At 53.1% G+C, this 23,972-nt stretch carries 24 protein-coding genes; 9 read left to right on the top strand and 15 right to left on the bottom strand.

The features are described from left to right. Positions 1–272 precede the first annotated feature (272 nt). From dapA to yjjX, 4 genes are all read left to right on the top strand, one after another. The gene (gene dapA / locus AC3CB2_RS07800) at positions 273–1,151 is read left to right on the top strand and encodes a 4-hydroxy-tetrahydrodipicolinate synthase (RefSeq protein ID WP_008546810.1); all 879 of its coding nucleotides are present in this window, start codon (positions 273–275) and stop codon (positions 1,149–1,151) included. A 67-nt stretch (positions 1,152–1,218) separates the two neighbouring features. Next, a complete protein-coding gene (smpB, locus tag AC3CB2_RS07795; protein ID WP_008547141.1) occupies positions 1,219–1,695 on the top strand; it encodes an SsrA-binding protein SmpB in 477 nt (158 codons plus the stop codon). Positions 1,696–1,825: 130 nt separating this feature from the next. Beyond that, a complete protein-coding gene (pyrE, locus tag AC3CB2_RS07790) occupies positions 1,826–2,398 on the top strand; it encodes an orotate phosphoribosyltransferase (protein WP_352929476.1) in 573 nt (190 codons plus the stop codon). A 104-nt stretch (positions 2,399–2,502) separates the two neighbouring features. Further along, on the top strand, positions 2,503–3,036 hold the full coding sequence (gene yjjX, locus AC3CB2_RS07785) for an inosine/xanthosine triphosphatase (RefSeq protein WP_352929479.1): 534 nt from the start codon (positions 2,503–2,505) through the stop codon (positions 3,034–3,036). Between the two features lie 108 nt (positions 3,037–3,144). Here yjjX and parC read toward each other — a convergent pair whose 3' ends face one another. Continuing rightward, complete coding sequence (parC, locus tag AC3CB2_RS07780) at positions 3,145–5,397, bottom strand: DNA topoisomerase IV subunit A (RefSeq protein WP_352929482.1); 2,253 nt, start codon at positions 5,395–5,397, stop codon at positions 3,145–3,147. 291 nt (positions 5,398–5,688) lie between these two features. Between parC and AC3CB2_RS07775 the strand changes: the two genes are divergently transcribed. Together AC3CB2_RS07775 and AC3CB2_RS07770 are read left to right on the top strand one after the other, a co-directional pair. Beyond that, complete coding sequence (locus tag AC3CB2_RS07775; protein WP_352929484.1) at positions 5,689–6,027, top strand: hypothetical protein; 339 nt, start codon at positions 5,689–5,691, stop codon at positions 6,025–6,027. 12 nt (positions 6,028–6,039) lie between these two features. Further along, positions 6,040–6,357: a hypothetical protein gene (locus AC3CB2_RS07770; RefSeq protein WP_352929487.1), complete on the top strand. Its 318-nt coding sequence runs from the start codon at positions 6,040–6,042 to the stop codon at positions 6,355–6,357. A 12-nt stretch (positions 6,358–6,369) separates the two neighbouring features. Here the strand turns inward: AC3CB2_RS07770 and recO are convergent, their stop codons facing one another. The 9 genes from recO to rpoZ all read right to left on the bottom strand — a co-directional run bounded on the left by recO (position 6,370) and on the right by rpoZ (position 14,393). Continuing rightward, entirely contained in the window at positions 6,370–7,131 is a 762-nt protein-coding gene (gene recO, locus AC3CB2_RS07765) for a DNA repair protein RecO (RefSeq protein WP_352929490.1), read from the bottom strand. 122 nt (positions 7,132–7,253) lie between these two features. Beyond that, entirely contained in the window at positions 7,254–8,216 is a 963-nt protein-coding gene (gene era, locus AC3CB2_RS07760) for a GTPase Era (protein ID WP_008546420.1), read from the bottom strand. 7 nt (positions 8,217–8,223) lie between these two features. Beyond that, positions 8,224–8,931 (bottom strand): ribonuclease III, encoded by a 708-nt coding sequence (rnc, locus tag AC3CB2_RS07755; protein ID WP_008546396.1) that lies wholly within the window; start codon positions 8,929–8,931, stop codon positions 8,224–8,226. 39 nt (positions 8,932–8,970) lie between these two features. Continuing rightward, positions 8,971–9,720 (bottom strand): signal peptidase I, encoded by a 750-nt coding sequence (gene lepB, locus AC3CB2_RS07750; protein WP_008546781.1) that lies wholly within the window; start codon positions 9,718–9,720, stop codon positions 8,971–8,973. 145 nt (positions 9,721–9,865) lie between these two features. Next, complete coding sequence (gene acpS / locus AC3CB2_RS07745; RefSeq protein ID WP_014286082.1) at positions 9,866–10,285, bottom strand: holo-ACP synthase; 420 nt, start codon at positions 10,283–10,285, stop codon at positions 9,866–9,868. A gap of 152 nt (positions 10,286–10,437) precedes the next feature. Beyond that, positions 10,438–11,022, bottom strand: coding sequence for a DUF2062 domain-containing protein (locus AC3CB2_RS07740; RefSeq protein WP_054783379.1), 585 nt, complete (start codon positions 11,020–11,022; stop codon positions 10,438–10,440). 25 nt (positions 11,023–11,047) lie between these two features. Next, positions 11,048–11,641 (bottom strand): type I phosphoribosyltransferase, encoded by a 594-nt coding sequence (locus tag AC3CB2_RS07735; RefSeq protein ID WP_008546661.1) that lies wholly within the window; start codon positions 11,639–11,641, stop codon positions 11,048–11,050. A gap of 25 nt (positions 11,642–11,666) precedes the next feature. Next, positions 11,667–13,901, bottom strand: a complete 2,235-nt coding sequence (locus AC3CB2_RS07730) for a RelA/SpoT family protein (RefSeq protein ID WP_014286080.1) — start codon at positions 13,899–13,901, stop codon at positions 11,667–11,669. 96 nt (positions 13,902–13,997) lie between these two features. Beyond that, positions 13,998–14,393, bottom strand: a complete 396-nt coding sequence (gene rpoZ / locus AC3CB2_RS07725; protein ID WP_008547174.1) for a DNA-directed RNA polymerase subunit omega — start codon at positions 14,391–14,393, stop codon at positions 13,998–14,000. An 824-nt stretch (positions 14,394–15,217) separates the two neighbouring features. Between rpoZ and AC3CB2_RS07720 the strand changes: the two genes are divergently transcribed. Beyond that, complete coding sequence (locus tag AC3CB2_RS07720) at positions 15,218–15,802, top strand: LabA-like NYN domain-containing protein (RefSeq protein WP_008547287.1); 585 nt, start codon at positions 15,218–15,220, stop codon at positions 15,800–15,802. Next, positions 15,789–16,460: a uracil-DNA glycosylase gene (locus tag AC3CB2_RS07715; protein WP_352929498.1), complete on the top strand. Its 672-nt coding sequence runs from the start codon at positions 15,789–15,791 to the stop codon at positions 16,458–16,460. Before AC3CB2_RS07720 ends, AC3CB2_RS07715 begins: the two co-directional genes overlap by 14 nt. A 21-nt stretch (positions 16,461–16,481) precedes the next feature. Here the strand turns inward: AC3CB2_RS07715 and AC3CB2_RS07710 are convergent, their stop codons facing one another. From AC3CB2_RS07710 to hemB, 5 genes are all read right to left on the bottom strand, one after another. After that, positions 16,482–17,228 (bottom strand): arginyltransferase, encoded by a 747-nt coding sequence (locus AC3CB2_RS07710; protein ID WP_352929501.1) that lies wholly within the window; start codon positions 17,226–17,228, stop codon positions 16,482–16,484. Positions 17,229–17,266: 38 nt separating this feature from the next. Further along, the gene (locus AC3CB2_RS07705; protein WP_352929504.1) at positions 17,267–19,099 is read right to left on the bottom strand and encodes an SLC13 family permease; all 1,833 of its coding nucleotides are present in this window, start codon (positions 19,097–19,099) and stop codon (positions 17,267–17,269) included. Positions 19,100–19,182: 83 nt separating this feature from the next. Further along, complete coding sequence (locus AC3CB2_RS07700; RefSeq protein WP_208608986.1) at positions 19,183–19,671, bottom strand: RDD family protein; 489 nt, start codon at positions 19,669–19,671, stop codon at positions 19,183–19,185. Between the two features lie 219 nt (positions 19,672–19,890). After that, positions 19,891–21,132, bottom strand: coding sequence for a threonine ammonia-lyase (locus tag AC3CB2_RS07695; RefSeq protein WP_352929507.1), 1,242 nt, complete (start codon positions 21,130–21,132; stop codon positions 19,891–19,893). Between the two features lie 34 nt (positions 21,133–21,166). After that, complete coding sequence (gene hemB, locus AC3CB2_RS07690; protein ID WP_008547025.1) at positions 21,167–22,195, bottom strand: porphobilinogen synthase; 1,029 nt, start codon at positions 22,193–22,195, stop codon at positions 21,167–21,169. A gap of 479 nt (positions 22,196–22,674) precedes the next feature. Between hemB and AC3CB2_RS07685 the strand changes: the two genes are divergently transcribed. Continuing rightward, positions 22,675–23,814, top strand: a complete 1,140-nt coding sequence (locus tag AC3CB2_RS07685; protein WP_352929510.1) for an isobutyryl-CoA dehydrogenase — start codon at positions 22,675–22,677, stop codon at positions 23,812–23,814. The last annotated feature ends 158 nt before the right edge of the window (positions 23,815–23,972 follow it).

Raw genomic sequence — 23,972 nt, 5'->3', positions numbered from 1 at the left:
GCAAAAACGCACCGGACGGTTTAATTCCCAAAAAGTCCCTCATTCTGCTTGCCACAAACAGGGTAAATATCTGTTTAATGTTTTGCCGAAGGGCCCGTAATACTCACCTGTGAAACTGGCCTAAATATGAGCACAAAAAAATTCCCGAATCTTATAAGAGAAACTCTTGGTGATGTTGCCGAGATAGGCTAGATCACATTATTGTATGCCACCCCTTTGAGGGCACTGGCAAATTTTGCTCTGTATATATGTAATCCAACGAGGAACCTGAGATGTTTAGAGGATCAATTCCAGCACTTGTCACACCTTTCAAGGATGGCAAAGTGGATGAGAAGGCCTTCCGGGAATTCGTGGATTGGCAGATAAAACAGGGCACCCACGGGTTGGTGCCCGTGGGAACAACCGGTGAAAGCCCAACACTTTCTTTTGATGAGCACAAGCGTGTCATCCAGATGGCAGTTGAGGTTTCTGCGGGCCGCGTTCCTGTCATGGCAGGCGCTGGCTCTAACAACCCGGTTGAGGCAATTGAATTTGCGCAGCACGCTCAGGAAGTGGGCGCGGATGCGATTTTGTCTGTTACGCCATACTACAACAAGCCAAATCAGGCTGGTTTGAAGGCGCATTTCAAAGCGATTGCTGCGTCTGTAGATCTGCCGATATTCATTTACAATATTCCAGGTCGTTCCATTATTGATATGGAAAGTCAGACCATGGCTGAGTTGTTCCATGAAGTGGACAATATTGTTGGTGTGAAAGATGCGACGGCGAACCTTGCGCGCGCATCTGAGCAGCGCCATCTGTGTGGCAAGGACTTCATCCAGCTTTCTGGTGAAGATATCACAGCGCTTGGCTTTAACGCTCATGGTGGTAATGGTTGCATCTCTGTGACTGCGAACATTGCTCCTGCATTGTGCTCTCAGTTCCAGGAAGCTTGCCTGGCGGGTGATTACGCGACTGCGCTGTCCATTCAGGATCGTCTTGCACCGCTGCATCAGGCTCTCTTCATTGAGCCGAACCCAGCTGGTCCAAAGTATGCTCTGTCTCTGCTTGGTAAAATGGAGAACGAGCTGCGCTTGCCACTGGTTCAGGTGACTGAAGAAACTCAGGATAGCATTCGCAAGGCTATGGTTCATGCAGGCCTGATCAACTAAGCTATTGCTCCGCGCACCTTATATGAGTGTGCGCGGAGGCTTTTATTGAGTGAAATAAGGAAAAGAAATGGCTGCCAAAAAAGGTGGCGTTCCCGGGCGCAAGGTTGTTGCGGATAACCGGAAGGCCCGTTTTAACTACGAAATTGAAGATGTGTTTGAGGCTGGCATTGAGCTGAAGGGGACTGAAGTTAAGTCTCTTCGCCAAGGCAAAAGCAACATCGCCGAAAGCTATGCTGCTGAATATCAGGGTGAGATGATGGTCTACAACATCTACATCCCTGAATACACGCAGGGTAACCGGTTTAACCATGAGCCTCGCCGTCCACGTAAACTGCTGATGCATCGCCGGGAACTGAACAAGCTGTTTGCTGCTGTTCAGAAGGAAGGCAAGACCATCGTGCCGTTGAAGATCTACTTCAATGAAGATGGACGGGCGAAAATGGAAGTTGCGCTGGCTCGGGGTAAAAAAGCCCACGATAAACGCCAGACTGAAAAGACGCGGGACTGGAATCGCGAAAAGCAACGTCTGCTGAAAAACGGCTAGAGCATCTCAAGTTTTGCTGGTGATGCTCCAGCTCCTTTCCTTACACCTGCTCAATTAAGACTGCTGCGAAAACTTGCCGGAAAGTTGCATTCCTTTTAAGAAGGGGCAACTGAACTTGGAGGTGGAGCAGATGTCTAGTGAAACGAAGTTGTTGTTGCCCGATCTGGCGCGGCAAATTGCAGAAGTTGCAACACTCGAAGGTGAGTTTGTACTTCGTTCCGGGCAGGTTTCTGATCGTTACTTCGATAAATACAGCTTCGAAGGACTTCCCCACATTCTGCGACCACTCGCACAAGCCATGAGCGCGTTGCTTCCGTCAGATACGGAAATCATCGCTGGCCTTGAGCTTGGCGGTGTCCCGCTTGTTACTGCGCTGTCTCTGGAAACTGGTCTTCCTGCAGCGTTTGTTCGAAAAGAGCCTAAATCTTACGGTACATGCCGTGCGATCGAAGGGCAGGATCTGACCGGGCGAAAGGTGGTCTTCGTTGAAGATGTTATCTCTACTGGTGGGGCTGTTGCTGATGCTTTGCAGTTAGCTAAGCAAGAAGGGGCAGATGTTCGGGCCGTTATTTGTGCCATCTGGCGCGGTGAAGGGGCTCCGGCAATCCAAGCTGCGCCTGAGCTGCCTGTTTATCCCGTTTTCACGCGGAGTGATCTTGAAGCGCCGTTTGGTGATCAAGCGAGGCAAATGGAGCGTCAGTGAGATAGGTCAGGTGTGATTTTGCCCTTGCTTGTGCGTGTGTTGAGGTCTGTTTCTGATTGCCCAAAGTGTAGGCCAGAGAACTCTGATTGTTCTGGAGTGTTTTAATGAAAGTTGTTGTTGCCTCTCAAAATCCGGTCAAGGTAAATGCGACGCTTGAGGCGTTCAGGGCTCAGTTCCCTGCAGATGAGATTGATCTGGTTTCGGCCAGTGTGCCATCTGGCGTTGCTGACCAGCCGATGAGTGATGAGGAGACGCGTCAGGGTGCTGTTCAGCGTGCGGAAAATGCGTTGGAAGCAGAGGCCGATGCGGACTTTGGTGTGGGGCTGGAAGGCGGCATTTGTGAGCTGCACGGCATTGCCTACACCTTTGCCTGGATGGTTGTGATTTCCCGTGAAGGGCAGGTCTCAGCAAGCCGCTCCATGCTGCTTCCGCTGCCAGACAAAGTGATGCAGCTGGTACGCTCTGGTGTAGAGCTGGGGCATGCGATTGATGAGATTTTTGGCACGGAGAACATCAAGCACAAAGGCGGTGCTTTTGGATTGCTGACGCGAGATAGGATGACCCGGCAGTCCGTTTATGTCGATACGCTGTTTTGTGCGCTGCTGCCGTTCAGATCTCCTGCGTTTAGAGTCACTTAGCCGGTGTTGCTGAGACTATGATTCACCCGAAACGAAAAACAGAGCCATTTAGGCTCTGTTTTTGTAGATGCTTGCAAAACTGCGAAGAGTTTGATTCCGAATTTCGCGTTAACCTGTTGAACTTCCATCGAATTTGTTGGTTCGTGGGAAGCCGTTTGGTGGCAGGCGCCCGGCCTGGCCACGGTCTCCGCGCCAGTCCTGCATTTCTTCCAGGGTGCGCTTGAAGATGCGACCGGATGCATCTGTCCAAGTCAGGCCTTCTTCGGAAGCGAAGGTCTTGATATCGGAAATGCCACCGTCTCTGTAGCGCTGCAGACGCACACCGCGACCGCGTGTCATGACTGCGATTTGTGCAAGCGGGAAGGTGAGGAGTTTTCTGTTGTGGCCGATGACCGCGACATAATCTCCAATAGCCGGTACGCACAGAACTGCTTTTGCAGGAGCTGTCACGTTGAGGACCTGCTTCCCTTTGCGGGTGTTGGCAATCACATCTTTTTCCTGAACGACAAAACCATAGGCTCCGTCGGTGGACATAAGGAGCTTGCGTTCTGGATCGTGTACGAAGGCGCTGACGATTTCCTGTGTCTCGTCCATATCCAGCATCAGGCGGATCGGTTCGCCGTGGCCGCGACCACCCGGCAGCTTATCTGCGCCGAGGGTGTAGAACTTGCCGCCGCTGGTGAAGATCAGGATCTTGCTGGTCGTCTCTGCATGGAAGGACAAGTGCAGCTGATCGCCTTGCTTGAAGGCGAGGTTGGTCACATCCTGTACATGGCCCTTCAGCGTTCTGATCCAGCCTTTTTCGGAGATAACAACCGTGATTGGTTCTTTCTCGATCATAGCCTGATTGATCTCTTCCAGATCACGATCGTCAGCTGTGCCGAAGTCTGTGCGGCGCGCACCGATTTCGGTTTCAGGGCCGTAGGCCTTGCCAATTTCGCCGACTTGTTTGGAAACGCGGTTCCACTGCTTCTTGTCAGAAGCGAGGAGGGCCTCCAGACCAGCTTTCTCTTTGGAGAGCTTGTCGTGTTCTTTCTTGATCTCGAACTCTTCGAGCTTGCGCAAGGAGCGCAGGCGCATGTTCAGGATCGCTTCGGCCTGAACTTCTGTCAGGTCGAAGGCTTTGATCAGGGACGCCTTGGCATCATCTTCTTCGCGGATGATGCGGATCACTTCGTCGATGTTCAGGTAGGCAACCAGATAGCCTTCCAGAACCTCAAGACGGTGGTTGATCTGGTCCAGTCTGTGGTTGGAACGGCGAACCAGAACTTCTTTCTGGTGCTCAAGCCACTCCTGCAGAACGTCCTTGAGGCTCATGACCTTTGGCACGACGCCTTTGGACAGGACGTTCATGTTCAGCGAGAACCGGTTTTCCAGGTCCGTCAGCTTGAACAGGGAAGCCATGAGCAGTTCAGGGTCAACGTTCTTGTTACGTGGTACGAGAACCACGCGCACGTCTTCAGCAGATTCATCGCGAATATCATCCAGCAGCGGCAGTTTGCGCGCCATGAGGAGTTCAGCGATTTTCTCGATCAGGCGGGACTTCTGAACGAGATAAGGAATTTCGGTGACGACAATGTTGTAGGTGCCGCGGGCGCCTTCTTCCTTGTGCCATTTGGCGCGGGTGCGGAAACTACCTCGGCCAGTTTTGTAAGCCTCCAGAATGGAGCCTTGGTCGTTGACGATGGTGCCGCCAGTCGGGAAATCCGGACCTTTGATGAACTCCAGCAGCTCTTCCACTTCAGCATCCGGCTTTGAAATCAGATGCTGACAGGCGTTGCAGAGTTCGTGCACGTTGTGTGGTGGGATGGAAGTTGCCATACCCACCGCGATGCCTGTTGAGCCGTTGGCCAGAAGGTTCGGGAAGCTGCCCGGCAGAACAACTGGTTCAGAATCCAGACCATCGTAGGTTTCGCGGAAGTCGACAGCGTTCTCGTTGAGGCCATCCAGAATGCGGGTGGCCACATCAGTCATGCGCGCTTCGGTGTAACGCATCGCAGCGGCGCTATCGCCGTCGATGTTGCCGAAGTTGCCCTGACCGTCCACCATCGGATAACGCACGGAAAAATCCTGCGCGAGGCGGACAAGAGCGTCGTAAATGGCGGCGTCACCGTGCGGGTGGTATTTACCCATGACGTCACCGACAACACGCGCACACTTCTTAAAGCCCTGATTAGGATCGAGCTTCAAAAGGCGCATGCCGTAGAGAATACGACGGTGCACTGGCTTCAGGCCATCGCGTACATCTGGCAGTGCGCGATGCATGATGGTTGTCAGAGCGTAGCTGAGGTAGCGCTCTTCCAGTGCATCTTTAAGATTGATTGTTTCCGGGCCATCCTGGCCAATCACTTCCTGTCCCATGACACTTGGTTATCGTTCTTGGCTTGTTCTGTCCATGCTAACGCACCGTTCTGCCTATGAAATCCTCAGAAAACAGCGCTTTTTCAAGGTTTAGTCCTGTGTGATGAGCATGTGTTTTGCGACTCACTGCCGTGGATACGTAACCCTCCTTAATCAACCGCAAATAGCAGCGGTAACAACTGGTTTCGACCAACGCTCGAATTCGCTGCGTGGGTTTAAGTCAGCCTGATACTTGCTCGACTACCCTAAGCCCAGGAAATGGCAGGATATTGTTATTGGCAGGGAGATAAGATGTTGAATTATAAGAAAACTCTTTCCGTGTTCGCCACTGTTGCATTTGCAGGCAGCCTCTTGGCTGCGCCTGAGGTGTTGGCTGATTCCAGCAAGTCTTCTCCGCAGATCAAGTTGGAGTTCCCAAAGTCAGACAAAAAGGCTGATGCGGACAAGTCGAAGGCAACCACGAAAACCTCCAAGGCAGATCCCAAAGCTGCTGCGACTGATCCGAAGAAGGATCCTAAGCAGACAGCCAAGAAGCAAGAGCCTGCTCAGTCTGAAATCCGCATTCCACTGGGTGGGAAGAGCAACAGCCCCACACTCGTGATCCCTGAAGGTAAAACCAAGAAGAAGTAGGGAGGAGAACTGATGCAGTTTATGCAGGCGCTTACGGTCAAAGGATTTGTGATGGCGTTTGGGGTGGTTGCAGTTTCTGCTTGCAGTCATGCAGCAGATTCTGAGAGATCCGTCCCTCAAGGCTCGACGCAGCAGACTGCCCCAACTGAATGGGCAGAGCAGAATACGGTTGTTGAAGCGCCGGGTGTTCTTCGCAGTTGGTTTCAGCCTCCGCCAGAGGATCAGCATCCTTATGTGCCGCCGCCCCAAAAGCGTTATGTTCCGCTGGGAGGGGATAGCACTGGGCCGGTGATTGTTCTGCCGGGTGGAAATGGGCCGCAGTCAGACTGAGGCTGCGGATTCTTAGCTCATGTCTGAGAGCTCGGCGAAGTCTTTCTTGAGCGCTGTCACGTAGCTGTCGCGTGCTGGCGGCCAGGGAATGCTGCGCGGCTCGTAGATGTATTTGAAGAGGAAGTATCCGGTGAGTGAGAAGCCGGCTTCCATATCACCTTTTGAGATCTGGATGTTTTGTGAAAGACGTGCCTGTGGAGCCTTCAGGAACTCTGGCAGGGTCAGGAGCTTGCTGGCATAAGGCTGGCCTGCGGTTTTGCAGACGGCTCTGCCGGATTTGGGGGAGACCCAGATCAGCTCATCAGTGGTGCCGGTGGCCGCGCATTCTGTCAGGTCCAGACCAAACCCGAGCTCATTGAGCAGTTCCAGCTCAAAACGCAGCACAAGCGCTGCGCCGATTTGCGGATCTTCCAGATGGTCGAGGATGACATCCAGCGCATGGAACAGATTGGGGTGCGGATCGCGCTCTGGCAGCAGACGGATCTGTGCGCACAGGCTTTGCAGACCGTGAATGGCGCGTGCTGTTTGCATGAGGTGGGCCGCGCGGAGCTGTAAGGGCTCAACGGTGAAGAAGCCCAGATGCTCATCCAGTCTGGCGCGCCATGTGAGATTGAGGTGGTTGCCCAGTTGAAGGGCAGGTTGCTGGCGGCGCGATCGACCGCCGCGCACCAAACCAAGACAGCGGCCTTTGTCAGGCGTCAGGACTTCAAGCAGGATGTTGTTTTCACCCTGCTTGCGCGTTCCAATGACGATGCCTTCTGCTTGCCACTGCATCTTGAACTTGCCTGTGAAAAGTTAAAGCAGTTCGCATTTTCGTTGAAGCACACGAACTGCTTTAGCCTTTGTTTTTGCGTATCTTGATCTGAAAACCGGTTCCCACTTTTCAGTGATACGCTTTAGTGTGGGAAGTCCAGTCCCATGTTGCGGTAACGCTCTGGATCGTCTGACCAGTTCTCGCGCACTTTCACAAACACAAAGAGATGGACCTTGGTCTCGAAAGCTTCTGTGAGCTCTTCACGAGCTGCTTTGGAGATTGCCTTGATGGTCTGACCGTTCTTACCCAGCACGATGGACTTCTGGCTGTCGCGCTCAACAAAGATGGTCTGCTCGATGCGGATGGAGCCGTCCTTCTTGTCTTCCCACTTGTCGGTCTCGACGGTAGAAATGTACGGCAGTTCCTCATGAAGGCGCAGGTAGAGCTTCTCACGGGTGATCTCAGCTGCCAGCATCCGCAGAGGAATGTCGGAGGCCTGATCTTCCGGGTAGAGCCATGGGCCCTTTGGCATCTGCTCTGAGAAGTACTTCAGAATGTCCTTGGTGCCGGAGCCATTGATGGCGGAGACCATGAAGGTCTGGTCGAACTTGGTGTACTCGTTGGCTTTTGCTGCCAGCTCCAGAAGCTGCTCACGCTTGGTGATGTCGATCTTGTTGAGGATCAGAACTTTTGGAAGCTTGATGTGCTCCAGTTCGTTCAGGATGCGCTCAACAGCTTCATTGATGCCTTTCTTGGCATCGATGAGCACGGCCACCACGTCAGCGTCTTTTGCGCCGCCCCAAGCTGTGTCAACCATAGCGCGGTCGAGACGGCGTTTCGGGCGGAAGATGCCTGGGGTGTCAACGAAGATAACCTGGCTGTCGTCCTCAATGGCAACGCCGCGTACGATTGCGCGGGTGGTCTGCACCTTGTGGGTGACGATTGAGACTTTTGTGCCAACCAACTGGTTCAGCAGCGTAGACTTGCCCGCATTTGGCGCGCCAATCAACGCGACAAAGCCAGCGCGTGAGTTTTCGTTGACCGGTGCCAGGCCGAAGTTGAAGCCTTCCGGCAGGTCGTCGTTGTTGTTGTTTTCGTCGTTCATTTAAGACCTATTCGCTCCATACGCCTTCGCGGCGCAGGATGTTCTCGGCAGCGGACTGTTCAGCGATGCGCTTTGAGCTTCCGACTGCTTCGCCCGGGTCCACACCTTCCACGTTGACGCGGATCTTGAAGATCGGGGCGTGGTCGGGACCACTGCGAGAGATTGTTTCGTATTGCGGGGTAGGGCGTCCTTTGGACTGCGCCCACTCCTGAAGCGTTGTTTTGGCGTCTCGCAACGGGCCTGTGTAAGATACCATTCTTTCAGCAAAATAGCGCTTGATGAAGTTCTCTGCTTCGTCAAATCCGCTATCAAGGTAAATTGCTGCAATCAGGCTCTCGCACATGTCTGCAAGAATTGCCGTTTTGGTTCTGCCGCCAGTGTGCGCCTCAGCTTCGCCCACGCGCATGTGCTGGCCAATGCCAATGACCTTAGAGACCTCAGCACAGGTTTCCCGCTTCACAAGCTGGTTCAGGCGACGAGCAAGTTCCCCTTCATCCGCTTTAGGGAAGTTTTCTTCCAGCATTGTCGCAATCGCAAGGCCAAGCACGCGGTCGCCAAGAAACTCAAGGCGCTGGTAGCTTTGCAAAGAAGCCTTGGCAACCGGAAGGGCACTGGCATGAGTCAGCGCACGAACAAGGAGTTCCTTGTTCGTGAACTTGTAGCCAATGCGCTCTTCCAGCGCTGCGTCAGATACCGGTCTTTTTCTTCTGCTCATATTCCGGCTAATTCCTTCAAAGCCTGCGCTGCAGGCTTGTTAGAGTACGTCACCAAGTCGATCCCAGCGAACGGTCCAAGGCCATTTCCAGAACATCCATGCTGGCTGATCGTCTTCAACGGAGAAGAAGATGATCTCAGCGCGGCCGATAAAGTTCTCGAACGGGACATAGCCCACTTCAGAAAGAACGCGGCTGTCCTGCGAATTGTCCCTGTTGTCGCCCATCATGAAATAGCGATCTGCTGGTACGTGATAAACGGGTGTGTTGTCCAGCGAGCCATTGGTTGTGATATCAAGAGTCTGATAGCTCACGCCATTCGGTAATGTCTCAATGTAGCGCGGGATTTTGTGGATGTTGCCGTAGGCATCTTTTTCGATGTAATCGTCAATGCGCTTGCGCTCAACAGCTTCGCCGTTGATGTGCAGCACACCGTTGATCATCTGAATTTCGTCGCCCGGCAGGCCAATCACACGTTTGATGTAATCTGTAGAATTGTCTTTCGGCAGTTTGAAGACAGCAATTTCACCACGCTCTGGCGGTGAGCTCCAGATGCGGCCTTCGAACGGTGCCAGTCCAAACGGGAAGGAGTACTTTGAATAGCCGTAGCTATACTTGGAGACAAACAGGTAGTCGCCAATGAGCAAAGTGTCTTTCATGGAGCCCGAAGGAATAAAAAATGGCTGAAAAAGAAATGTTCTAACAACCAGAGCGAGCAGCAGTGCTTGGGCGATGACCTTAATGGTCTCATATACGCCGCCTTCCTGCTCCTTTTCTTTGGATTGGCTCATGTTCATCCTTCGTAGTAAGAGAATACTCGCTTGGCCCGGTGCCCATCACTTTGTTAAGGCGAGTCAGTCCCCAGACAATAAAATTCACATAGGTGGATCTCTTAGCGGTTCAAGACCACTTCTGCAATCCAGTTCATTTACGTTTTCACGGCTCTAGGCCGGGCCAGTCCTCCGGCCAGGCCGAAATGACCACAAATGCCTGAGCCAGCGGGTAATCATCCGTAATTGTAAGGTCAATTCGTGGCACAAAGCCTTTTGGCACAAGTTTATCCAGTCTTTCTTTCGCGCCGCCAGTCAGGTGCAGAGTTGGCTTGCCGCTTGGCAGATTGACCACGCCCATCTCTTTCCAGGCGACACCCATGGACAGGCCGGTACCCAAAGCCTTGGAGCAGGCTTCTTTGGCGGCGAAGCGCTTTGCATAGGTCGCTGCCTTGTTTGCGCGCCCTTCTGCCTTTGCGCGTTCAACGTCTGTGAAGACGCGCTTTGTGAAGCGATCAGGAAAACGGGAGAGCGTTTTCTCTATTCTGCGGATGTCGCTCAGATCGCTGCCAATGCCAATAATCATCTGTGCCTCGTTGATTGACGGATATATTGGCGCGTGAGCGGAAAACCCACAAGCCTTCAGAGTAAGTTGTTCAGGTGCAATGCTTTTTCAAGGAGCGTTTGAGCTTCTTGTTCATCTGATCAGGGGTGAGGCGCTTTACCAGCTGCCCGCTTTTATTTGTCCTGATCTGCTTTTTTGCTTCTTGCTGCCAGTTTTCTTTTCAGGCGGAAGCGGTGTTCACGGGCTTTCTGGTAGGTAGACACAGAACCCAGAACAACAAAGTAGAAGAATACGCCTGCGACAAGACCCAGCGGGATCGAGCCAATCAGCATCGGTTTGAGGATTGGCCAGATGGTGTCCAGCGATTGGGACAGCATGGAGTGATCGAGTTTATCGCCAAAATGCGGTAGTGGGCGATCGCCTTCAGCCATGATGTAAAGGCCGACCTTGTAGGTGCTGGCCCAGATAAACGGGAAGGTGAGCGGATTGCCAACTGCTGTGCCCAATGCGGCGGCTAAAAGGTTGCCGCGCAGGATGTAGGCCAGAACGAAGCTGAGAATGAAGTGAAAGCCGATGAACGGTGTGAATGAAGCAGCCGCACCGGCTGCGAACCCTGCAGCCACCTTTTGAGGGCTTGCTGAGAGGCGCAGGACGCGCTTTGAAAAGTACCTGAATGAGCGAGACCAACTGTGACGCGGCCAGACAGCCACGCGGATACGTTCTATTCTTGTTGGTTTATCCCGCCGTTTAAAAATCATTTCGGTTCAAGTACTTTGCTTATTCTCAATCGTGCCAGGTGAATGGCTCGACAGGGGTTGTTTCTATGGCCGGTATCTCAGCGAGTTCCTTTGGTACATTCTCGGCTGCATACACCGGCAGTTTTAATGGAGCAAGAGATATTAGCGGTACTCCCAAGTCTGTATCCTCAAGACTCCTGTCGATAAAACAACCAACACCTACGGTGTTAAGAGACAGTGACTGCAAGGCCTCAATTGTGGATAGGCATAGATGACCTGTTCCTACAACATCCTGAACTATAAATACATTTGACTTTGGAGGGATGGTTGCCGGGCCTGTGGTCAGCGCACCGCCCTCGCGACGTAACCATAGGGCACTTTTCTGCATGATTCTTGCAGTTTGCAGGCCAACGATGAGCCCACCTAAGCTGGGGGCAACGAAATGGGAGAAGTTCAGGAGTTGATGAGCGGCGATTTTTTTGACCAGCTCGGAGGCGAGTATCTCGACTTTGTCGGGATACTCAAGCAGCTTTTGTCGTTGAAGGTAGGCTGAGCCATGCCAGCCTGAAGGAAGAACGAAGTGGCCTTCCTTCAGGGCGTCTGTTTCTCTGAAAACGTCCAGGACTGCATTTGGGCCCATGGGTTTTCCTTTTTATTATCAGCGGCTAGCCATTCACCCTTTGCGCTTCGGAGACATTGGGTTTGGCACGCAGCTGGTTCAGGATCAGATTCAGGTGCTTCAAATCCCATACCTCAAGATCAATTAGCATCTCGTGAAAATCAGAGGCTTTGCGGATCATTTTGATATTATCAATGTTGCCGCGATGGTCGCCAATTACTTTGGTGATAGCCGCAAGTGATCCCGGTTCGTTGACTGCAAACACACTGATTTGCGCTGGGAAGCGCTCTGGTGCGTTCGGGTCAATGTCCCAGCGAACGTCGAGCCAGCGCTCTGGCTGATCGTCGAACTCCTTCAAATCCGGAGACTGGATCGGGTAGATGGTGATGCCAACACCCGGTGTCAGAATGCCAACGATACGGTCGCCCGGTACTGCACCGCCGCTTGGGGCGAAGCGTACTGGAAGAGAGCCGGAAACGCTTGTGCGGATCGGCAGGGAGCCGTTCTTTGCACCGTCCTCAGACCCCTCAGGGATCTTGAATTTGACTGAACTACCCTTATCCAGATCGAACCAGCCTTCAGAGGCTGAGCCTGCTGGAGGGGTGCTTGTATTGCGGTCAGTGCCTTGTGCTGGCGCATAGTCCGGATACGCGACTTCGAGGACTGCACCTGCCTGAATGTCACCGCGGCCTACTGCGACGAGCAGGTCGAGTGTGGACTCCAGATTGAACTTCTTGATATGTGCTTCCAGAGCAGCTTCATCAAAGTCCTTGCCTGCATGAGAGAACGCGCGTTCCAGAATGTGCTTGCCGAGGCCGCCGTATTGCTGGCGGGCGGAGGCTTTGGTCGCTTTGCGGATGGCAGAGCGTGCCTTACCGGTGACAGCGATGTTTTCCCAAGCTGGAGGAGGGGTCTGCGCTTGAGAGCGCACGATGTCGACCTCGTCACCGTTGGTCAGCTCGGTGACCAGCGAGGAGATGCGTCCGTTGATCTTACAGCCAACGCAGGTGTTGCCGATGTCCGTATGGACCGCGTAAGCGAAGTCGATCGGTGTCGCGCCGCGTGGCAGTGCGATCAGGCGGCCTTTTGGTGTGAAGCAGAAGACCTGATCGTGGAAGAGCTCAAGCTTTGTGTGCTCGAGGAACTCTTCCGGAGATTCACCTTGTGCCAACAGGTCAATGGTGCCGCGCAGCCAGCCATAAGCGCGAGATTCCGCGGTCATGGACTGAATGTTGCGGCCCCCCGTGACGCCGTCTTTATAAAGTGCATGTGCCGCGATGCCGTTTTCTGCGATGCGGTGCATGGCTTGAGTGCGGATCTGCAGTTCAACACGCTGACGCTTTGGTCCCACCACTGTTGTGTGGATAGAGCGGTAGTCGTTCTGCTTCGGCGTGGAGATGTAATCCTTGAAGCGGCCTGGCACGCACGGCCAAGCTGTATGGATGACGCCCAGTACGCGGTAGCAATCTTCCAGTGCAGGAACGATTGCGCGGAAGCCGTAAATGTCTGAGAGCTGCTCGAAACCGAGGGACTTTTCTTCCATTTTACGGAAGATGGAGTAAGCACGCTTTTCACGTCCGCTGATTTTGGCAGTGATGCCTTGCTCAGCGAGGCGCTGTGTAAGGTCTTCCTCAATGTCTGTGATCAGGCCTTCGTTCTTGCTGTGCAGGATCGCAAGGCGTTCACGGATGGTGTTGCGAGCATCCGGATAGAGGGTCTCGAAGGAGATGTCTTCAAGTTCATCGCGGATGTCCTGCATACCCATGCGGCCTGCGAGTGGCGCATAGATCTCCATGGTCTCTTCAGCAATGCGGATGCGCTTGTCTTCCCGCATGTGGTGCAGGGTGCGCATGTTGTGCAGGCGATCGGCCAGTTTTACAAGGAGAACGCGGACGTCATCAGCGATGGCAAGCAGAAGCTTGCGGAAGTTTTCAGCCTGTTTGGCTTTGCGGGAAACCAGATCCAGTCGCTGGATCTTGGTCAGGCCCTCTACGAGCTTGCCGATTTCCTCACCAAACATGCGATCAATTTCAGCACGTGTGGCATCGGTGTCTTCAATGGTGTCATGAAGCAGAGCAACAGCAATGGTCGCATCATCCAACTTCATGTCGGTGAGGATGGCTGCAACTTCGAGAGGGTGGGAAATATAAGGATCCCCAGAGGCGCGGGTCTGGGTACCATGCTTTTGCATGGCATAAACATATGCCTTGTTGAGCAGCGCTTCATCCGTATCAGGATTGTAGCTGGTTACTCTCTCAACAAGTTCGTATTGACGCATCATTTTCGGGCGGCCGCTTCACTATGCAAATAAGCTAGGGCCGGACCTGAAAATGCGAGGCGCCGGCCCGGCCGACGCCGACATCTTGCGTGAGGGCGATTAGTAGTCGTCGGAACGTTCCGGCGGTACCAGGCCTTCAAGCCCCTTCAGCAGGTCTTCTTCAGTAATGCTGTCGAATTCGACTTCTGAATCGTCAACTGCATTGATTTGAAGTTGTTGTGGGTCGCTGGGAACCATTGGTGCTGTTTCTGCTTCCGGCTCGTCCACTTCCACGAACTTCTGAAGAGAGTGAATGAGGTCTTCTTTCAAGTCCTCAGGGCTCACTGTTTCTTCAGCGATTTCGCGAAGCGCAACAACCGGGTTCTTATCGTTGTCGCGGTCGATTGTCAGCGGCGAGCCACTGGAAATCATCCGGGCGCGATGGCTGGCAAGCAGAACCAGCTCAAACCGGTTTTCGACCTTGTCGACGCAATCTTCGACGGTCACACGTGCCATTCGATCACTCCGTAATATCTGGGAATTCAGAGGCCACTCATAGAATGCTTCTTGTTTTAAGGCAAGAGCCGTTTCTGTATTTTTTGTGCAACTCCTTTACATCTTATTATGAAAGGAGAAATTTTCCAGTCTGGAGCCGCTTAAGATTAGGCCAGAGAAAAATTGGGGCTTTAGGTCTAATGCGCTTGATTTTAACTTCAATACTATTGTGAAGGGCTGCTTTAGTGTGCAGTGCTAAGTCGGATTAGTTTTTTATTGTTAGTTTTTCTGGAGGAACGAATTTTCAAATCTTCAACTCCTGAGTGAGTTTCAAGATCCGTTTTGTACACTGGAATTGGAATAGATGAAAAAAAATAACAAATTAGAATTAACCGAAATTCTGGTCCAGATATTCTTGGAATGCCCTAGATCCGAAAAAACAAGGAAACCTTGTTTCTATTGGAACCGTTAGTATCTATATCCGGTGGTTTGTTTCTAAGCTAAACTGGAACTATAATATAAAGTGGGAATATTTGGTGGGTTCCTGTTAATTTATGCAAGATGACATCTGTAAATTTCATTCATCTTGTTTTAGTTTCTGGCCGGTGAATCGAACTGTATTGGTCCGATATTAACTAGACCAATGCAATATATACGCTGAGGGACAAGGTTTTATGTTTGTCCGTAACGAATGCGTATTCGATTTAACGTAGAGTGCAACCGGGTCAATTAGAACGGCATACATTCTAGACATGTCACGACAGCAAACAGGCATGTCCAGAAAGTGATTGCTTATAACAAGTTACTGACTTACGCGTCTGTGCAGCGGAAAGGCTAAAAATAATATGTTTGATCCCCGCGAAAAGATTGCTTTATTCATTGATGGAGCGAACCTTTATTCGACGGCGAAAGCAATTGGTTTCGACATCGATTACAAGCGTCTCTTGAAAGAATTCCAATCAAAGGGCTACCTGCTACGCGCTTACTATTACACAGCGCTGGTGGAAGAGCAGGAGTACTCCTCCATTCGTCCATTGATCGATTGGCTGGACTACAATGGCTACAAGGTCGTTACCAAACCTGTTAAGGAATTCGTGGATTCAGCAGGACGTCGCAAAATTAAAGGCAACATGGATATCGAGCTGGCTGTGGACGCCATGCAGTTGATTGATCATGTTGACCATATCGTTCTGTTCTCTGGTGATGGTGACTTCCGTTCTCTGGTTGAAGCGCTGCAGCGTCGTGGTCGCAAGGTTTCTGTTGTTTCTACACTTCAGACACAGCCTCCAATGATTGCTGATGATCTGCGCCGTCAAGCGGACCACTTCATCGAACTTTCCACGTTGATGCAACGTGTTGGTCGTGACCCAAACGAGCGCCCACCACGTGTTGAAGACGAGGATGATGAGATCGGAGATGACGACTACTAAGGTCTGTCACGGTATCGAAAGTTTGCAGAAGCCGGGGAGAGAGTGTCCACTCTGTTCCCGGCTTGTTGCGTATAGGGCGGAGTTGCGCGAGCTTCACACTGATTGGCACAATGCGCCTGTGCTGGACTATGGTCCTGTTGATGCCTCTCTCATTGTTGTGGGGCTGGCTCCGGGGCACAAAGGTGGTAATCGCACCGGTATCCCGTTCTTTGGTGATTTTTCCGGCGAAATGCTCAATGGCGCTCTGACGGCGAGTGGGTTTGCCTCTTACAAAGATGTGGCGGCGCCAGAGTTTGGGATTGAGCCTCTGGATGTGCGGATCACCAATGTGGTGAAGTGCATGCCGCCGAAAAATGCGCCAAAACCTGCGGAAATTAGAACCTGTCGGCCATTCTTTCTGGATTCCATGCTGGTGAGCAACCAGACGCGGGCTGTTGTGGCTGTTGGGCGGACGGCGCATGAAGAGTTGCTGAAGGCTTTTGAGTTGAAGCTGAAGGACTATCCGTTCGGGCATAATCGTGAAACTCAGCTCACGCCTTCTCTCAGAATGTTTTCCAGCTTCCATTGTTCTCAGTACAACGTGAATACACGGCGGATCACAGCCGAGCAGTTTACGGCTGTGTTTATGCGCGTGCGCGAGTACTTGAGTTCTCTTTAGTAAATCAGCGAAAAGCTTAGGCTAGTCCTGGCGTTCCCAGCCCTGGGAGCCAAGGTGTTCCTGTGGCTTGAAGCGCTCTTTATACGCCATCTTCGGTGAGCCTTCGACCCAGTATCCCAGATAGACATAGGGCAGGCCGAGGTGTTGGGCGCGGGCGATATGATCAAGGATCATAAAGGTGCCGAGGCTTCGGGTGGTTTGGGAATGGTCGAAGAAGGAGTAAACCATAGAGAGGCCATCGCAGAGGCGGTCGGTGAGGGCGACGCCGATAAGTGGGCCTTCTCCTTCGCCGGACAGGAAGGAGTTTGGGCCTCGGCGGCGGTACTCGATGATGGCTGTGTCGACGTGCGTATCTTCGACCATCATGGAATAGTCGCCCGGGGACATCTCTGTCATGCCGCCATTGGTGTGGCGGGCATTTAAATATTCATGGAACAGATCATATTGCTCTGTTGAGGGGCCGGGTGGCAGCTCAGTGCCAATGAGATCCTGATTGTCTTTCCAGGCGCGCTTGAGCGACTTGGTCCACTTGAACTCCTGGGCGCAGACACGGATAGAGACGCAGGCGCGGCAATCCTCGCAGGCAGGACGATAGGCGATGTTCTGGGAGCGACGGAAGCCACCTTGTGTGAGAACGTCGTTGAGCGCAGGTGCATTGGGTCCAACAAGATGCGTGAAGACTTTGCGTTCTTTACGATCTGGCAGGTAGGGGCAATCCGTGGGGGCAGTCAGATAAAACTGCGGGTTATCATAGGCTTGCCGTGTCACCTAGCGCGTCCCTCTCTCTTCTTTATTTGTCGCTGGCCTTACAGATTATAATAGTAAGGAGCTGCAAATGAGAAGGTCAACCATATGATTATGGCGAGAGGTGTGCCGGCGAAGAGGAAATCTGAGAACCGATAGTGACCCGGCCCCATAACGATGAGGTTTGTTTGATACCCGATTGGCGTTGCAAAAGAGCAGTTTGCCGCAAAAATCAGGCAAACAATGAAGGGCTCGACAGGTACACCAACCCGGTGCGCCATTTCGATTGCAATGGGCGTAAACAGCACCGCAGTTGCGTTGTTGCTGAGTAAGTTGGTTAAGACAGCGACAACAGCAAAGAGCAAGGAGAGGACAAATGCCGGTGATCGGCCATCGGCGATGTTGAGAAGTGCCGAGGCGATGGCATCGTCACCACCGGTTGCTTCCAATGCCAGAGAGGCTGCGATCGAGGCGCCGATCAGCATGAAGATGCGGCTGTCGATGGTACGCAGGGTCTGGCGGATGTTGAGGCAGCCGAAGGTGATCATGGCAAAGGTTGCAGCAACGGAGGCGACCATAATCGGTACAACTCCGGTGACAGCAAGCGTGATCATGGCAACAAAAATGGCCAGTGCGCGGCGGGCATATTGTCGTTGAGGCAGCTCGGTTGCGGACCAGTCCATGAGGAGGACATCTCGGTTACCGCGCAGACGGTTGATTTCTTCCCGGTTGCCAGCGATTAGCAAAACATCCCCAGATTCCATACGGATATCAGTCATCGGCATGCGTGGCATGCGGCTACGGCGCTGCAATCCAGTCACCACACAGCCGGTATCAGCGTGGAAACTTGTCATGGAAAGCGTGCGGCCAATCAGGCGTGAACCGGGGGCAATAACTGCTTCAGCGAGGGTGAGGGTGCCGGATGGCGAAGCGTGCTCTGCTTCGCTGGTCGGGCTTTCGTTTGCATCTGCTGGAAGGAGGGGGTGGCGTTGGCTGATGGCGCGGGTGAGGGTGTCGCGGGTGGCGGCGACGATCACGGTATCGCCCGGCTGCAACTGGACCTCTTCGAACGGAGGCAGGAGCGGGCGTTCGCCGCGCTGGATCAGGCGAACAGTCATCTCTTTAAGGGCAGGGAACATGCCTGCAACGGCTTTTTCACCAACCAGTGGGTGGCCGTAAACTATTGGAATCTGTGCAATAAACTGCCGTCCGTCTTTGCCGGTGAACTCCTCTGCCATGGTTTGGCGCGGTTTGAGCACGCGTGGCAGAACGAACAGAACATAGACAGCACCAACGGCTGCCAGAATGGCGCCGAATGCGGTGAAAGTGAAGAAATTGATGCGGACTTCGCCGGTTGCGTTGGCCACGTTGGCGACGAGCAGGTTGGTAGAAGAGCCGATCATTGTTGTCATGCCGCCCAGGATCGTAATGAATGAGAGGGGCATAAGAAAACGTGAGGATGAGGTGCTATGCGCGGCGGCCACAGTGGTCAAAATCGGCAGTGTGATGACCACGACAGGCGTGTTGTTCAAAAATGCGCTGACGATGCCGACGGTGATAAGTAGCGGTCCGGTTGCGAGCCAGCGGCGCTGTTTTGACATGCGCAGGATGGCCTGAGCGGGTTTGTCGAGCGCGTCTGTCTGGAAGAGGCCTTGCCCGACAATGAGCAGGCAGATCACCGTGATCAGGGCCTGATTGGAAAAGCCGGAGAGAAAATCCTCCGGCCTGATCGGTGATCCATTGAGTGAATGTGGGAAAGCCATGAACAGCAGCATGAGGGCTACGATGGAGCCAAGTGCTACGATTTCGATGGCGATGCGTTCTAGCGCATAAAGGACAATCGTGAATCCGATGATCACAAAGGTCAGGATCATCGGTATGTTCAGGTTCTCCATGCGCGTCCCCGCTCGTGCTACTCTTTCACACGTTATTAGAGGGTCCGGGCGGGTTCGTCACTGCACGTTGCATCATTGGTTTGTTATCGATGCAGACTATCCACCGGGGAATTCATAATAACGGCACCTAGCACGATATCATGGAGCAGTCGCTTTTGGTCACTAAACAATGAGACTATGAGGACAAAAGGGCTGAGTATTGTTACCGAGAAATAAAAGAGCAGGACGTGGATTGCCGCGTAGAGCGGATACGGGCGGCCACCATTCTGCAGGCGCATTTCCAGCCCAAACGCGCGCATACCCGGTGTTGCAGAGTTGTATCCGCCCAGTGAAAATGCGGTGTAGGCAAGGGCAACAAGTGGCCAGATTGCAGGGAATAACAGCCATGCAAGGCCAAGCGTCAGGATGCCGAGAAAGCCAACGACGAAGTAAGCGATACCAGAGAGAACGGTGATCGCGATGATATCAATCACGCACGCAAAGATCCGCTTTTTCCGCACACCATCAAACAGGTGCGGATTAAGGTAGGGATCATAATAAGTGTTGGGGTGCGCGCTCACTTGCTGGCTCATTTCTTCCTCGGTTAGATTCAACTGTGCTGAGGTCTTCCCCAGCGTCTTTCAGTAGAATTGGGTGTGCATTTTCAAGTTTCAAGCGGGAGTAGTAAACTATTTTTGTAGAATCCGGCATGTGAGGATAATTTTGCTCGGATCAAAATAGTTGCACAAGCGCCAACGGGAGAGTCTGGCGCTTGTTCTGATTGCTCGTCGTATTGTTAGGCGTGGATAAGCCTAGAACCGCATCTCACCGGAAGAGAGCAACGTGACGTGGATATCTCCGGCTTCCAGTGCCGCGATGATCTCTTTGGCATGCTGGTTATCGCGGGTCTCAATAGCTACATCCAGTGTTGCCCCTTTGACTGAGACATCGAGGAACAGGCGGTGGTGGGAGACTTCCAGAATGTTGCCGCCCAGCTGGCCAATGGTGGTTGAGATTTCGCCGAGGATGCCCGGGCGATCCGGGATGTTGCAGCGGATGTGAATGATGTTGCCGAGGCGAACCAACTGGCGCAGTGCGATGGAAGCCAGCAGACGTGGATTAATGTTGCCGCCGCAGAGGACAAGCCCAACTTTTTTGCCTTTGAAGCGCTCTGGATGAGCGCACATGGCTGCAAGGCCAGCTGCTCCAGCGCCTTCGGCCACGGTTTTCAGGCGGGTGAGGAAGATGTTGATAGCTTCCTCAATCTGGCTTTCACTGACCAGCAGGATGTCATCGACATATTCTTTGACCAGCTGCTGGGTGTAAGTGCCGGGTACTTTCACTGCGATGCCTTCTGCCAGCGAGTTGCCGCCACATTCCATCGGTTCGTCGCGCAGGGCGGCGTACATGGATGGGTAGAGCTCGCTTTCAACACCGATGATTTCAATATCCGGATTGATCGCCTTGGCTGCGACTGCGATGCCAGAGATCATTCCGCCGCCACCGACTGGTACGATCAGAGTGTCCAGATCCGGCTGATCCCTCAGCATTTCAAGGGCAATGGTGCCTTGGCCTGCAATGACCTGCAAATCATCGAACGGGTGGACCCAGATGTAGCCGTGTTCCTCAGAGAGGCGGTCGGCTTCTTTCTTAGCATCGTCGACGGTTTCGCCTGCGAGGACGACTTTGGCGCCATAGGCTTTGGTTGCCTCCACCTTCACATAGGGCGTGCCGTTGGGCATGACTATGAGAGCGGGAATGCCAAGGCGCTGTGCGTGCAAAGCCACGGCCTGTGCGTGGTTGCCTGCGGACATGGCAATCACGCCGCGGCTCTTTTCTTCTTCTGTCAGGTGAAGCAGCTTGTTCAGGGCGCCGCGCTCTTTGAATGCGTTGGTGGCCTGCATGTTCTCGTATTTGACGAAAACGGAGGCACCGGTGATGGCATCCAGTTGAGCTGCTGGCAGGAGCGGTGTTGAAATCACCGCGCCCTTGATGTTGTTTGCAGCCTCTTCAATGTTGGACAGGGTGAGAAGAGGTGAGGCCACCTTTGGCATGTTTTGTTCTCGCAGGTGTCTTGTTTTACGGGCTTTATTTGCCGTTCAGTTTTTTCGCAAGTTCAGGTGCAAAGTAGGTTAAGACACCATCTGCACCGGCGCGTTTGAAGGCCATCAGGCTTTCCATCATCGCCTTGTCCTTGTCCATCCAGCCGTTTTGAGCTGCTGCGCAAATCATCGCGTACTCACCGGAGACCTGATAGGCATAGGTTGGGGCAAGGAAGGTATCTTTGATGCGGCGGAGAATATCGAGGTACGGCATGCCAGGCTTTACCATGATCATGTCCGCGCCTTCTGCCAGATCCAGCTCTGCTTCTTTCAGTGCTTCGTCTGTGTTGGCCGGGTCCATCTGATAAGTGCGCTTGTCGCCCTTCAGATTTGCATTGGAGCCAACAGCGTCGCGGAACGGGCCGTAAAAGGCGGAAGCGTATTTTGCGGAATACGCCATGATCTGCAGGTTCTCAAAGCCCTGATTGTCCAGCGCATAGCGGATCGCGCCGATACGACCATCCATCATGTCGGATGGAGCAATGATGTCAGAGCCTGCTTCTGCCTGAATAAGCGCCTGACGGCAGAGCTGGTCGACGGTTTCGTCGTTGATGATCTTATCACCAGCCATCAGGCCGTCGTGGCCGTGAGAGGTGTAGGGATCGAGCGCGACGTCCGTCATCAGACCAACAGGGAAACCTTCTGCCTTGATCGCCTGAAGAGCGCGGCAGGTGAGGTTGCTGTCATTCAGCGCTTCGGTGCCCATTTCGTCGCGCAGGTCTGGATCTGTGTTCGGGAACAGGGCAATAACCGGAATGCCCAGTTCTGCTGCCTGCTCAGCGGCGCGCACTGCCATATCGACAGAGTACCGCTCAACGCCCGGCATGGAAGCAACTGGTTCTGTTTTCTTTTCGCCATCAATCAGAAAGATCGGCCAGATCAGGTCATCAGTGGTGATTGTGTTTTCGCGGATGAGGCGACGGGACCAATCGCTGTGACGATTGCGACGCATTCGGCGGCCGTTCAAAATCTGGTTCATGTCTACGGAAGAATGCGATTCATTGGCAAACGGCATGGTAACTCACCTGAATGACTGGTTGTTGGCGCTCTCGTAGAGCTGAGAGCGACGGCTTACTCAAAACTACTAGGGCATTTGATGTCAGATAGCACGGTGTGTTTGCTTGATAAAACTCAAATTCTTTTTGTGTTCCAAAGCTTCTTTAGAATCGCAGAAAGGTTTTCGCTTTCCGTGCAATTTAATAGTGGACGACCTTGTTATCCCCTCAGCAGATTGGAAACGCAACGGGAACAAGTGGGGAATCACTCCAGAATTGGACGCTGGTTTCAGCTTTGCGCGATTTGTTGCGTTGGTTTGAAAGCTTTGCGTTTTTTGAACGTTGTTGTGTACGGGGCGCTGTTTTGACTGAGCAATTGGTCTTATCTTGGTCTTTCCGAGAATTGACGCAGTTTGGGTGCGGGTCTACCGATTGACGCAATTACTTCAATATTGGGGCTGATGGTTGTGGGAGGCCGTTGGCTGGGAGGACGGATTCCATGGAATTTGAACTGAACGAAGATCAACGTGCCTTTGTTGATATGGCTGCCGGGTTTGCGCAGGAGGAGATGGCGCCTTTTGCAGCGGAGTGGGATGCGAACTCTCATTTCCCTCTGGATGTGCTTCGCAAGGCGGCTGCGCTGGGTCTGGGCGGACTTTATGTGCGTGAAGATGTGGGCGGCTCTCAGTTGGGGCGGCTTGATGGGGCGTTGATCTTTGAAGAGCTTTCCAAGGGTTGTGTTTCCACGTCTGCGTTTCTTTCTATCCATAATATGGCAGCGGGTATGCTGGACCGGTTTGGGTCTGATGAGCTGCGGCAGAGATTTCTCCCTGATCTTTGCAGCATGGAGAAAGTGGCGAGTTATTGCCTGACCGAGCCGGGTGCTGGTTCTGATGCGGCTTCCTTGAGAACGCGGGCTGTGCGGGACGGGGATCATTATGTGATCAACGGTTCCAAGTCCTTTATTTCCGGTGGTGGTGTGTCGGATGTTTATGTCTGCATGGTGCGTACCGGTGAGGATGGGCCGAAGGGGATATCCTGTATCGTTGTTGAGAAGGATGCGCCGGGTCTCTCCTTTGGTGCCAACGAGCATAAGCTGGGTTGGTGCAGTCAGCCGACGGCCCAGGTGATCTTTGAGGATTGCCGTGTGCCGGTTGCCAATCTGGTCGGTGAAGAAGGGCAGGGCTTTTCTATTGCGATGGCAGGGCTCGATGGTGGCCGTCTGAACATTGGTGCCTGTTCTCTTGGCGGGGCGCAGTTCTGTCTGGACCGGGCGCTGCAGTATATGGATGAGCGCAAGCAGTTCGGGCGGTCTCTGGCGCAGTTTCAGGCGTTGCAGTTCAAGGTAGCGGATATGGCAACTGAGCTGGAAGCAGCGCGGCTGCTGCTGCACAAAGCGGCTTACATGCTGGATCAGAAAGATCCTCAGGCGACCAAGATGGCGGCGATGGCCAAGCGTCTTGCGACGGATACGGGCTTTAAGGTGGTCAATGAAGCGCTGCAGATCCACGGTGGTTACGGTTATCTGAAGGATTATCCGCTGGAGCGTCATCTGCGTGACTTGCGGGTGCATCAGATTTTGGAAGGTACCAACGAGATCATGCGCGTCATCGTGGCGCGTGAGCTGATGAAGGCTTGAGCTGCCTAGCTGGTTCTTCATAGGATGAATTGAGGGAGCTGCTTTGGCTCCCGTGTTGCGTATCTTTGCCCGAAACTCGGTGTCTACTGCGCGGAGATACGCCTAACATTTTTAGCAAATGAATAGGTGCGCTGTGCAACAGGAATATGTGGGGGATG

This window comes from Pseudovibrio sp. SCP20 (assembly GCF_057774105.1).
Note: the sequence above shows the minus strand (reverse complement) of the source record. Positions and strands in the feature narration are given on the sequence as shown.